The organism is Ancylobacter sp. 3268, from assembly GCF_031456575.1.
Taxonomy (GTDB): domain Bacteria; phylum Pseudomonadota; class Alphaproteobacteria; order Rhizobiales; family Xanthobacteraceae; genus Ancylobacter.
In genome coordinates this window covers 80384-92722 of sequence record NZ_JAVDUX010000018.1, presented here as the reverse complement: position 1 = coordinate 92722, position 12339 = coordinate 80384, and the positions used below count along the sequence as shown (strand labels likewise).

General features: G+C 68.6%; 10 protein-coding genes. 5 read left to right on the top strand and 5 right to left on the bottom strand.

The genetic code is table 11. From position 1 onward, the window contains the following. Positions 1-72: 72 nt before the first annotated feature. Positions 73-1236, bottom strand: a complete 1164-nt coding sequence (gene solA / locus J2X65_RS22110) for an N-methyl-L-tryptophan oxidase (RefSeq protein ID WP_404977780.1) — start codon at positions 1234-1236, stop codon at positions 73-75. A gap of 163 nt (positions 1237-1399) precedes the next feature. Between solA and J2X65_RS22105 the strand changes: the two genes are divergently transcribed. From J2X65_RS22105 to J2X65_RS22090, 4 genes are read left to right on the top strand one after another with little or no spacing between them, the layout of a single operon-like run. Further along, positions 1400-3058 carry an ABC transporter substrate-binding protein gene (locus J2X65_RS22105; protein ID WP_310205924.1) on the top strand — a complete coding sequence of 553 codons (1659 nt, stop codon included), beginning with the start codon at positions 1400-1402 and terminating at the stop codon, positions 3056-3058. A gap of 7 nt (positions 3059-3065) precedes the next feature. Then, the gene (locus J2X65_RS22100) at positions 3066-4031 is read left to right on the top strand and encodes an ABC transporter permease (RefSeq protein ID WP_310205919.1); all 966 of its coding nucleotides are present in this window, start codon (positions 3066-3068) and stop codon (positions 4029-4031) included. After that, positions 4028-4921 carry an ABC transporter permease gene (locus J2X65_RS22095; RefSeq protein WP_310205916.1) on the top strand — a complete coding sequence of 298 codons (894 nt, stop codon included), beginning with the start codon at positions 4028-4030 and terminating at the stop codon, positions 4919-4921. Before J2X65_RS22100 ends, J2X65_RS22095 begins: the two co-directional genes overlap by 4 nt. Further along, on the top strand, positions 4918-6951 hold the full coding sequence (locus tag J2X65_RS22090) for an ABC transporter ATP-binding protein (RefSeq protein WP_310205914.1): 2034 nt from the start codon (positions 4918-4920) through the stop codon (positions 6949-6951). The genes J2X65_RS22095 and J2X65_RS22090 overlap by 4 nt, the downstream gene beginning before the upstream one ends. A gap of 11 nt (positions 6952-6962) precedes the next feature. On the opposite strand, the gene J2X65_RS22085 is transcribed toward J2X65_RS22090, so the two are convergent. Next, positions 6963-7913: a DMT family transporter gene (locus tag J2X65_RS22085; protein WP_310205911.1), complete on the bottom strand. Its 951-nt coding sequence runs from the start codon at positions 7911-7913 to the stop codon at positions 6963-6965. Further along, on the bottom strand, positions 7910-8857 hold the full coding sequence (locus J2X65_RS22080; RefSeq protein WP_310205908.1) for a fatty acid desaturase: 948 nt from the start codon (positions 8855-8857) through the stop codon (positions 7910-7912). The genes J2X65_RS22085 and J2X65_RS22080 overlap by 4 nt, the downstream gene beginning before the upstream one ends. Before the next feature lie 128 nt (positions 8858-8985). Between J2X65_RS22080 and J2X65_RS22075 the strand changes: the two genes are divergently transcribed. Then, positions 8986-9834 (top strand): transcriptional regulator, encoded by an 849-nt coding sequence (locus J2X65_RS22075; RefSeq protein ID WP_310205904.1) that lies wholly within the window; start codon positions 8986-8988, stop codon positions 9832-9834. A 170-nt stretch (positions 9835-10004) separates the two neighbouring features. Here the strand turns inward: J2X65_RS22075 and J2X65_RS22070 are convergent, their stop codons facing one another. Beyond that, complete coding sequence (locus J2X65_RS22070; RefSeq protein ID WP_310205901.1) at positions 10005-11162, bottom strand: FAD-dependent oxidoreductase; 1158 nt, start codon at positions 11160-11162, stop codon at positions 10005-10007. Continuing rightward, positions 11162-12334, bottom strand: coding sequence for an FAD-binding oxidoreductase (locus J2X65_RS22065; RefSeq protein ID WP_310205898.1), 1173 nt, complete (start codon positions 12332-12334; stop codon positions 11162-11164). Before J2X65_RS22065 ends, J2X65_RS22070 begins: the two co-directional genes overlap by 1 nt. Positions 12335-12339 lie beyond the last annotated feature (5 nt).

Here is a 12339-nt window from a genome sequence, read left to right as displayed (position 1 = left end):
ACTGTCTTTGGCCTCGATGTCCACCCCTCAAAGGGGCTCCTGGTAGACGCCCCGCTGGGACATCGTCAGTCTTTAATGCGCGGGCACCGGTTGCTTGCCCTGCAATTGCTGGAAGCTGAAAGCATTGATCGGCCAGCCGGAGCCGCCGTTCTCGGCGAGATCGGCGAGTATCTCCCCGACGACGCTGGCGAATTTGTAGCCATGGCCGGAACAGGGCGAGGCGACGACGATATTCGGCTCGCCCGGAAGCTGGTCCAGCAGGAAATCTTCGCCCGGCAGCATGGTGTAGCGGCAGGTCGTGCTGGCGCGCCGTGCGCCGGCGGCCAGCGGCAGCCGGCGGGCGATGAAGTCGTCCAGCAGCGCCGTATCTTCCTCGTTGACGGGCGCGTTCGCATGGTCCGGGTCGCCAATGGCTTCACGGAAATGCGCGTGCTTGCCGACTTTCACGCCGGCGCCATCGAGCGCGGGAAAGCCGAAGAAAGAACCGACGGGTCCGGCATCGCGCAGAAACACCGGCATGGTGCCGAGCGCGGTGGCCGCCGCATCCTTCGGCTCGTACCAGGCGACGACCTGCCGGATCGGCGTCGCCAGCGCCGCCAGCGCCGGCACCAGTTCGGCGATCCACGGGCCGGTCGCCACCACCACGCGCCTCACCCGGATGCGCTCGGCGCCGAGCCGCAGGGTCACGCCGCCATCATCGGGTTCGAGCGCCGTCACGCGGGTCGCCATCCGCATGGCGGCACCATGCTGTCGCGCAAGCGCGAGATGCGCCGCCACCGCGGCTTCCGGGCGAAGGAAGCCGCCCTGTGCTTCGAGCACGGCGATTTCGTCGGGGTCAAGCGCGAAGGCGGGATAGCGCTGCGCCATCTCGCCCGCATCCAGCACCTGATGGTCGAGCCCATAGGCGCGGCAGGAGGCCAGCGTGCCGGAGACGATCGGGCTGTCGGGGCGGCCGATCTGCAATACGCCGGTGACGGTGAGAACGTCGGCGCCGGTGTCGCGCTCCAGTGCCCGCCAGTTGTCATAGGCGCGGCGCAGCAGCGGCACATAGCTCGGATCCTCGAAATAGCCGAGCCGGATGATGCGGCTGTCGCCATGCGAGGAACTGAGGCCATGGGCCGGCGCATATGCCTCGAAACCGATCACCTTTCGCCCGCGTGCGGAAAGATGCGCCAGCGCCGCGCTGCCCATGGCGCCGAGGCCGATGACCGCGGCATCGAAGTCGAAGGGGATCATGAAAGCCTCCCGGCAGTTTCAGGACGGTCCCGCACAGTTCCAACGCTTTTCGGCTTGCGACCCTCATCGCTACCGACAAAGATATTGCAACATGCTCTCCATGGCATAGGATTTGTATAGATATAAACACGTTCTTCCCGAAATATCGAAGAGGAGCCGTGCCATGCCGAAACTATTTAAATCATTGAATAAATTGAGAGAAGGCAGGGACGGACTGGAAAACGAGGTCATCGACCAGTTTCTCCTCGGGCAGCTGGATCGTCGTGCCTTCCTGCGTCATGGCAGCCGCGTCGGCCTGTCGATGGCGGTGATGGCCGGGGTGCTCCAGGCCACCGGTTTCGCGCCGCTCGGCCGCGCTTTCGCCCAGGGCAAGCCCGGCGGCACCATCCGGCTGGCGCAGATCACGCCGTCGGGCGCCATCGAGCCGGTCTCGGTCGCCGATCAGGGCGGGCTGCTGCCGTTGCAGCAGGCAGGCGACTTTCTTGTCATGGATGGGCCGGACCTGGTGCTGCGCCCGATGCTGGCGACCTCCTGGAAGCCGAATGAGGACGGCAGCGTCTGGACCTTCACCCTGCGGCCGGGCGTCAAGTTTCATGACGGCCGTACCATGACCGCCGACGACGTGGTGGCTTCGATCGACCGGCTCGCCGACCCCGCCAACGGCTCCAACGCGCTGTCCGCCTTCAAGGGCGTGCTGTCCAAGGGCGGCACCACCAAGGTCGACGACCTCACCGTGCGCTTCGCGCTCGACGCGCCGAACGGCAATTTTCCCTATTACGTCTCGTCCGACAATTACAACGCCATCATCGTGCCGGCGGATTACAAGGGCGACTTCGAGAAGACCTTCAACGGCACCGGCCCGTTCAAGATGGTGAGTTATACGCCGAAGGTCGGCGCGAGCTTCGTGCGCAATCCGGACTACTGGGCCGGTCCGGCGCTGGCGGAAAAGCTGGAACTCAGCTTCTATGCCGACCAGCAGCCGCAGGTGCTCGCCTTGCTCGGCGGGCAGATCGACCTGATCCAGCAGGTGGTGGTGCAGGGCTCGCAGAGCCTGTTCGACAATCCGGCGGTGAAGATCCTGCGGCTCAAGTCGAACGCCCACCGCCAGATCCACATGAAGAACACCGGCCCCTTCGCCGACAAGCGGGTGCGCCAGGCCATGGCGCTGACGCTGGATCGTCCGGCCATCGTCAAGGGCCTGTTCCGCGGCATGGCCGATCTGGGCAATGACAGCCCCTTCGCGCCGGTGTTCCCCTCGACCGACACCTCGGTGCCGCAGCGCGTCAAGGATATCCCCAAGGCCAAGGAACTCATGGCGGCCGCCGGCATGTCGGGCGGCTTCGACGTGACGCTCACCACCATGCAGCTGCAGGAACTGCCGGCGATCGCCAGCCTGATCCGCAACGCCGCCGCCGAGATCGGCGTCAAGGTGACGCTGAAGCTGGAGGATGTCGGCGCCTATTACGGGGATGCGGTGCCCGGCAAATCGGACTGGCTCGACAGCCAGTTCGGCATCACCGATTACGGCCACCGCGGCACGCCCAACGTCTTCCTCGCGGCGCCGCTGCTCAGCACCGGCACGTGGAATTCCGCGGAGTTCAAGAATCCGGAATACGACAAGCTGGTGGCTTCCTACATCGCCGCCCTGGATCCTGCCGCCCAGAAGGCCCAGGCCGGCGCCATCCAGAAGCTGCTGCTCGACGAGACGCCGATCATCTTCCCCTACTTCTACGATTACATGACGGCCACTTCGGCTACGCTTCAGGGCGTGGAGGGCACGGCCATGGGGCAGATGTTCCTTCACAAGGCCGGCTTCGCCTGATCCGGCGATGCGGGGCGCGTTGGGGCGTTTCTTCCTGAAAAGACTGGCGCTGAGCCTGCTCACCCTGTGGCTGCTCAGCGTCGTCGTCTTCTTCGGCTGCCAGGTTCTCCCGGGCGATCCCGCCCGGGCGATACTCGGCCCCTTGGCCGATCCGCGCGCGGTCGCGGCGCTGAACCAGAAGCTCGGCGCCGATCGGCCGCCGGTCGATATCTATCTTTCCTGGGTCGGCGGCCTGCTCACCGGCGATATGGGGCAGTCCTACGCCTATCGTGCGCCGGTCGCGCCGTTCATCGGCAGCGCGCTGGTCAATTCGCTGAAGCTGGCGGCGATGGTGTTCGCCATCGTGGTGCCGATCGGCATCGGGGCCGGGGTGCTCGCGGCTTTGCGGGCCGGCCGGCCGCTCGATCGGGTGATCAGCGTCGCCGGGCTGTCGCTGACGGTGATTCCCGAATTTGTGTCCTCGATCGCGCTGATCCTGGTCTTCGCGGTGCTGCTGCGCTGGCTGCCGCTTTCGGCGAGCTGGCCGCCGGGCAGCGGGGCGCTGGTGCAGATCCAGCATCTCATCCTGCCGGCGCTGCCGCTGGCGATCGTGCTGTTCGGCTATATCGCCCGCATGACCCGTGCCGGCATGGTGGAGGCGCTGGCCGCCGACTATACCCGCACCGCTGTGCTCAAGGGTCTGCCGTGGCGCACCGTGCTGTCGCGCCATGTGCTGCGCAACGCGCTGTTGCCGACCATCACCGTCATCGCCGCGCAGATGGGCTACGCGCTCGGCGGTCTCGTCGTGGTGGAATCGCTGTTCCGCTATCAGGGGATCGGCAGCCTCGTGCTCGGCGCCGCCCGTGCCAAGGATTTCGCCATGCTCCAGGCCGGTATCCTGACCGTCGGCGCCTTCTTCATCGTGACGACGCTCGCCGCCGATCTGCTGACGACCCTGCTCGACCCTAGGCTGCGCACGGGTGGCCGCCGATGACCGACAGCGTGCCTGTTGCCGAGCCGTCCTTGCCTGTCATTCCGGCGCCCGCTCCTGCCGAAAGACGGGGCCGCGGCATCCTCGGCGTGCTGCTGCGCTCGCCGGGTTTCCTGGTGGGTGCGGTGATCCTGCTGTTCTGGACCACCTGCGCCTTGTTCGCGCCGTCCTTCGTTCCCTACGATCCCTATGCCGACGACCTGCTCAACACCCTCCAGCCGCCTTCCGTCGAGCATTGGTTCGGCACGGATCAGCTCGGGCGCGACGTGTTCTCGCGCGTGCTGGTCGGGGCGCGCGACATCCTGACCATCGCCCCGCTGGCGACCATAGTCGGCACCGTCGCCGGCACCGCCATCGGCCTGATCACCGGCTATTTCGGCGGCTGGGTGGACGCGGTCGTCGGGCGGCTGCTCGAAGTGATGCTGTCGCTGCCGCTGATCATCGTCGCTCTGCTAGTTCTGGTGGCGCTCGGGCCGTCGACACCGACCGTGGTGGTGGTGGTCGGCCTGGTCTTCGCGCCGCTGGTCGCGCGCACCGTCCGCGCCGCGGTGCTCACCGAGCGGCATCTCGACTACGTCGCCGCCGCCGCGGTACGCGGCGAGGGCGCGCCCTACATCATGGTCGCCGAGATCCTGCCGAACATCCTGCCGCCGATCATCGTCGAGGCGACGGTGCGGCTCGGCTACGCCATCTTCACTATCGCGTCGCTGAGCTTTCTCGGCTTCGGCGTGCAGCCGCCATCACCCGATTGGGGGCTGTCGATCGCCGAGAATTACGGCGTGCTGGTCGGGGGCTACTGGTGGACGGTGGTGTTCGACACCATCGCCACAGCCTCGCTGATCGTCGGGGTGAATCTCGTCGCGGAATCGCTGCAGAGGGCGCTGGCCGAATGACCGATCTCACCGTTTCGCCGCCGGTACTCGAGCTTCGCGATGTGAGCGTCTGCTACCGCATGCGCGGCCGTGCGGTGCCGGTGCTGAGCCGTGTCAGCCTCTCCCTCGGCAAGGGCGAGGTCTATGGGCTGGTCGGCGAATCCGGTTCCGGCAAGTCCACCGTGGCGCTCGCGGTGCAGCGGGTGCTGCCGTCGAACGGCTATGTGTCGGGCGGGCAGGCGCTGGTCAACGGGCGCGACGTCGCGACCCTCGACCGCGCTGCCCTGCGCCAGATGCGCGCGCGCGACGTCGCCATGGTGTTCCAGGATCCCGGACGGGCGCTGAACCCCTCGCTCACCATCGGCCGCCAACTGGCCGAGGTGTTCGAGATTTTGGGATCGGCCGGCGGCGAGGCGCTGCGGCGGGCGGAGGCCATGCTCGAGCGCGTGCGCATCTCGGCGCCGGCGCGGGTCATGGAGCGCTACCCGCACCAGTTGTCCGGCGGCATGCAGCAGCGGGTGGTGATCGCCATGGCGCTCGCCAAGGACCCCTCGCTGCTCATCCTCGACGAGCCGACGACCGGCCTCGATGCCACTATCGAGGCGGAGATCCTCGACCTCGTCGACACGCTGCGGCGGGAATTCGGCGCCTCGATCCTGTTCATCAGTCACAATCTCGGCGCCATCGCCGGTCTGTGCGATCGGGTCGGCGTGCTCTATGCCGGCCGCCTGGTGGAGGAGGGGCCGGTGCGGCCGCTGTTCCGCGCGCCGCGCCATCCCTATACGGTGGGCCTGTTGCGCTGCCTGCCGCGACCCGGCCTGCGCAAGAATCTCGCGCCGCTCGACACCATTCCCGGCTTTCCGCCGGCGCCGGGCTCCATCGTTGCGGGCTGCGTCTTCGCGCCGCGCTGCGGGCTGGCGGACGAGACCTGCCGGACCGTCGATCCGCCGCAGGTGGCACTGGGCGAGGGGAGGGTCAGCCGCTGCCACCATCATGACCGGGTCGGCTCCCTGGTACATGAGGCGGTGCGCGCCATGCCAGCGGCGCAGCCGGCCGAGCACGCCAACGGGACGCCGGTGCTCGAACTGGCGTCGCTGTCGAAAACCTATGGCACCGCGCCCTATGCGGTGCACGCGCTGCGCGACGTCTCGCTCCGGCTGATGCCGGGTCAGACGCTGGGACTGGTCGGCGAATCCGGCAGCGGAAAGAGCACGCTGGCCCATGCGCTGCTGGGGCTCATCGCCCCCGATGCCGGCGGACGCATGGCACTCGACGGCGCGGTGCTGGCCCCTGAAGTGCGCCGTCGCGCGCCGGAGCAGATCAAGACGCTGCAGATCGTGTTTCAGAACCCGGATTCCGCGCTCAACCGCTCGCATACGGTGCGCCGGCTGATCGGCCGGGCGGTGACGCGCCTCGGAGGACTGGCAGGCGCGTTGCGCGAGGCACAGGTGACGCGGCTTTTGGAAGCGGTGCGGCTCACCGCCCGCCAGCTGACCGCCCGCCCGCGCCAGCTGTCCGGCGGCATGAAGCAGCGCGTCGCCGTCGCCCGCGCCTTCGCCGGCAATCCACGCCTCGTGGTGTGCGACGAGCCGACCTCGGCGCTCGACGTCTCCGTGCAGGCGGCGATCCTCAACCTGCTCGCCGAATTGCAGGCGGAACGGCAGGTCGCCTATCTGCTGATCTCCCACGATCTCGGCGTCGTCCGCTACCTGTCGGACGCCATTGCGGTGCTCTATCTCGGACGCCTGCTGGAGGTGGGGCCGGCGGCGAACGTCCTCGACGGCCCGCACCATCCCTATACCGAAGCGCTGCTCTCCGCCGCGCCGTCCGTCACCGGCGAACGCAGCGGCCGCATCCGTCTGACCGGCGCAATTCCCAGCGGCATCAATCCGCCCTCCGGCTGCCTGTTCCATACGCGCTGCCCGCGGCGTTTCGGTCCGATATGCGAGACCGAGGAGCCGCCCTTCGTCGCCGATTCGGCCGGCCATGCGATCCGCTGCCACCTGCCGCGGGAAAAGCTGGGTCGCAGCATGGCCGCGTTGCCGGCCTGACGCGCGGCCGGTCAGGCTTCCGCGCCGTGGCCCTCCGGCGCGTCGCGCTCGTCGCGCCGGGCGCCGAGGACGACCAGCACGGCCGAGGCGCCGATCAGCACGGCGCCGATCAGCGCCGGAGGCGCCGGCCATTCGGCATAGAAGACGGCGCCGAACAGCAGGGCCCACACCAGGCGGGAGACGTCGAGCGGAATGACGATCGTCGCGCTGGCGCGGCGCATCGCCTCGAGAAAGAACACCTGGCCGAGCACGTTGCACAGCGCGAAGAAGCCGAGCCAGGCGAACTGCTCCGGGCTCGGCCAGGCCCAGACGGGCACCGCGAGCACGCCGGCCAGCGCGCCCATGCCGAGCGCCAGCAGCAGCGCGCTCACCGCGCTGCCGTCGCCGCGGGATTGCAGCTTGGCAACCAGCATCGATGCGGCGAACAGCACAGCCGAACCGAGCGCCGCCGTTACCCCGAACGCGCTGGCGTTCTCAAGGCCGGCATTAAGGCCGAGACCGGGCCCGACGATGAGCGCGGCACCGACGAGACCGGCGGCGATGGCGATCCATTGCAGCGGGAACACCCGCTCGCCGAGCACCGCGCGGCTGCCCATAGCCGCGAACAGAATGGCGGTGAAGCCGAGGGCGGTGGCCTCGGCAAGCGGCAGGCTGCGCAAGGCGAGGTACCACGTCAGTATGGCGCCGCCATTGAGCAGCGAACGCAGCAGGTGCAGCGGCAGCCGGCGCCGGGCGACACGCGGCCGGCCGACGCTCATCCACAGCGGCAGCAACAGCAGGACGCTGAACAATTCGCGCCAGAACACCAGTACGAAGGGGTGTAGCGTCTGGCTGACGCCGCGCACCGCCGCCTCCATGAAGGCGACGACCGCGCCCGAGGCCAGCATGAAGGCGACGCCGGTCAGGGTGCTGCGGGAGACTCTGCCGCGAGAGGTCGTGCCAGGCCCGGCGGTAGATCTCATTGATCGAGAGGCGCGCGGCCGAGGGGATGTTCCGGCTGGTCGTGCGGCCTCACCAGGAAACGGCGGAACACGTCGCCATAGCCGCGATAGAGCAGGCCGCCATTGCCCTCGAGGATGGCCGCGCGATGGGCGCGGTAGTGGTCCGGCAACCGGTACCACGGCAGGGTCGGATGCCTGTGATGCACGGCATGCAGGTTATTGTTGAGGAACAGCAGGCCGAGCACCGGCGAGTTCTCCACGATAGCGGTTCGCCGGGAGACCTCGCTCTCCGCCTTATGTTCGGCGAAGGAGCGGACCATCTGCAGCGCCGTGCCAGGATAGAGGAACAGCAGCACATAGGCGAGCGGATCGAAGTCGCAGACCAGCACCAGCCACAGCACGATGCCGACGCAGCCGGCAAGGTGATGCGCCCAGATGCGGATCAGCAGCCGGTCGCCGGCCAGCATCGCCCTGGCTTCCGACAGCAGGAAGCGCCCGACCGACCAGAACGGGCCGATCACCAGCCGGCCGATCAGCCGCGTCTGTGCCTTCACCAGCCAGCGCCCGACCATCCCGAGCCGCGCCCAGTCCGCCTCGGTCCAGTAATAGGATTCCGGGTCGTCGAGCGGATCGGTGAGCCGCTCGTCCCGATGGTGGCAGAGATGCAGCATGCGGTAGCGCTGGAACGGCAGCCAGAGCGACAGCGGGATCGAGCCCAGTACGCGGTTGAACACGCGCCAGCGGGTGGGATGGCCGTGGATGATCTCGTGCTGCAGCGATCCCTGCCAGGCGATGATCCAGGCGCCGAGCGGAATCAGCACAAAAATGGGCAGGCTGGCGTGGACGAAAGTCAACAACCCCCATCCGCCGTAAATGGCAATGGAAAGACAGAGCGTCGGCCATTCGACGGCGGCGCGGAGGGTTGCTCTGGTGCGGGTTCGGGGCAGGGATTCGCTGATCGACATGGTACGATCATCCTTCCCTCCCTCGCCTCATACAATGCGGGATAACGAAGCGGGGCGAGGGAATTGTCGCACAAAATGGGCAATTGTTGATAATATGCAGCATCTGCTGAGAATTATGCGAGGACGCGGTGCGGCGACAGGTTGTCCATATCTTCCGGGAGCGGCTGGCGCTGGTGATGCAGCGCTCGCATCTGACGCCGGCGGCGTTCGCCCGCTCGCTGGGTATCGATCGCTCCACCCTGTCGCAGGTGCTCTCGCCGAGCCATGACCGGCTTTTGCGCGCCGAGACGCTGGCGGTGCTCTCCAGCCGCTATGGCGTCTCGGTCGACTGGCTGCTCGGCCTGACCAGCCAGGAGCGGCCCGGCGCCGATGTCGTCGAGCAGGTGCGGGTGGAAGGGCAGGCGGGCTCGCCGACCGACGACCGCTTCCTGCGCTGGTATGCCGAGGCCGAGAACGCCGGCTACCCGATCCGCACGGTGCCGCGCAGCTTTCCGGATTTCCTCAAGCTCGCCGACGTCATCGCCTATGAATATGCCGGCTGGCCGGAGATCGACACCGATGCCAGCGTGCGCTGGGCGCAGGAGCGGCTCGCCAGCATGCGCTCGTCCGATCTGTCGCAGGAGGCCTGCCTGTCGCTTCAGGGGTTGCAGCTCTTCGCGCGCGGCGAGGCGCAGTGGAACAAGCTGCCGGCGTCGCTGCGCCGCGAGCAACTGCGGGCGATGAGCGAGACCTGCCGCGCGCTCTATCCCGGCCTGCGGGTGCATCCCTATGATCTGCGGCACACCTACTCGGCGCCGTTCACGGTATTCGGGCCGCAGCGGGCCATCCTCTACACCGGCGGCCTGTTCTTCGTCTTCACCGCCTCCAAGCATGTGCGGCTGCTCAACCAGCGCTTCGACGACCTGATCCGCGCCGCCGTGGTGCAGCCGGCCGACGTGCCGGACCTGCTCGCCGGGCTGGCGCGGGAGGTGGGGTGAGGGGCGTCCAACCGGACCTGCGTCCCCACAAGATCACCCTCAGCCTGAGGTGCCCGGCCGCAAGCCGCCCTCGAAGGATCCTCCTCCCTCTGCGCTTCACCGAGCCACCTTCGAGGCGCGCGGCGTGCGCACCTCGGGATGAGTGGGGCTCTGTCGGGGGAGAAGGTAGCTCAGCCCAGCGCTTCGGCGGTCTCGAGCTCTGCGAGGTCCAGCGTCCCCGCCGCCCAGCGCGTCGTCTCCTCCGCCGTCCGCTCGCCGGCGATCGCGGCGGCGACGCCGTCGCCGATCAGCGGCCCGAGCTTGAAGCCGTGGCCCGAGCAGGCGCTGACCACCCAGGCCCGCGCGCCCCATGGCCGCACCGCGAAGCGCTCGGAATCGTCGCGGGTGACGGTGTAGAAGCAGATCTTGCGCTCCAGCACCTGGTAGCGGTCGAAATCGCGATAGGCGAGCCGCGCCGCGCTCTCCAGCCGGGCGACATCCGCCGCGATGGCGAGGCGGTCGCCATCGGCGTCGCCCGAGCGGGTGAACACATGGTCGCCGATCTTCAGCCGCGTGCCGCGGCGCGGCGGCAGCGTGTAGGTGCCGCTCCGCAGCCCCATGTCGATCAGCACCGGCATCTCGGCCCAGAGCTTGGCCAGCTCCGGCGGCGGGGCGAGATACATCACCGCCTGGCGCGAGGGCACGACGGTGTCCTGCAACAGCGGCGTCAGCTTGTTCACCCAGGCGCCGGCGGCGATCACCACATGGTCGGCATGGTGTTCCGCCCCATTGGCGACCACCTTGCCCGCCTCCGGATCGACCTCGGTGACGCGGCTGTCGGCGTGAAAGCGCACGCCGCGCGCGCCGAGCGTGACGGTGAGATCGGTGAGGATGCGGATCGGGAACAGCATGCCGCCGTCATCGGTCTCCACGACGCGGGTGAGCCCGGCGGTCTCCACCATCGGGAAGCGCTCCGGCACCTCGGCGAGCGGGATGTCGCGGTAGCCGGCGCCGAGGCGGGTGAGCGAGCGCGCCGTCGGTTCGTGCCAGCCCACCTCTTCGCGCAGGAAGTACACCACCTTGGAGCGGGCGAAATGATCGGCGCCGATATCGGCGAACATCTGCTCGTACAGGGCGAAGGCCTGAGGCATCAGATAGGCGTAGCCCTCCAGAGCCCCATAGGCGTAGCGGGTGATGCGGTGCTCGTCATGCGAGGTGGCGCGGGGGTTCGGAATCGGTCCCTGTTCGAACACCGAGACGTCGAAGCCCCGCCGGTTCAGGGCCCAGGCGGTCGACAGGCCGGCAATGCCGGCGCCGACGACGATGGCGGTTCCACGCGGTCCGGGCATCAGTGCAGCTCTCCCGCGGTCGTCGCGGCGGGCTGCGGCGGCAGCCAGTTCAGTTCGCGGCGCCAATCCGGCGACAGCTCGGCGAAGCGGGCCAGCGACAGCTTGGACAGATCGGCGAAGGAGCAGACGCCATCGACGACGAGGTCGCGAATGGCATGCCCGCTCGCCGGCGACAGCCCGAAGCCGACGCTCGACATGGTGGCGAGCGTCACATTGTCCGGCGACGACAGGCGCTCGATCACCGGGCGTCCGTCCGGGGTGTTCTCGATGACACCGGCCCAGGAGCGGATCACCCGCGCATGCGCCGCGCGCGGCAGCAACTCGGCGACACGCTTGGCGAGGCCGCGCAGCACGCTGCCCGAGGGGCGCGGCGGCGGGCCGTCGAGCGGCGTGTCGTCGTACCATTCGTGCGGGCCGCCGCCATAGGCGAGGTTGCCGCGCAGCGTCTGGCGGCCATAGAGGCCGTGGCCGTCGACGCCGCCCATCGGCATCAGCGGCAGCGGCTCGGTGACGATCATCTCCGCCCGCGCCGGCGCCATCGGCACATGGTGGCCCAGCATGGCGGCGAGCGCGCCGGTCTGCGGGCCTGCGGCGATTACCAGCGCGTCGCAGCCGAAGCGCCCCTGCGAGGTCTCGACCGCGCTGACGCGCCCGCCGGCCATCTCGAAGCCATGCACCGCGACATGCTGGCGGATTTGGGCGCCATGGTCCTGCGCCGCCCAGGCATAGGCCTGCGAGGTGCGCTGCGGATTGGCATGGCCGCCGAAATGCAGCCGCACGCCGGAGATCGCGTTGTCGCCAGCGAGCGGCACAAGCTCGCGTACCTGCTTGCCGTCCAGCACCTCCCACGCGTAGCCGGCCGGGATGCGCATGGCGAGGCCCTCGTGGAAATTGGCCTTGCGCTCGTCGACCTGGAACACGATGCGGCCGGGCCGGTGCTCGGTGGGATAGCCGAGTAACTCATCCATCAGCGGCCACAGCCGCTGCTCCTCATGGAACAGCGGGCTCTGGTAGTGCGTGCAGCCGCCGCCATTACGGCCCGAAGCCTCGAAGCCGACAATGCCCTTCTCCAGCACCGTGACCTCGACGCCGGAGCGCGCCAGCCACCAGGCGGCTGACAGCCCGGTGACGCCGCCACCGACCACCACCACGGAAGACCCGGTCTTCGCCATGTCGC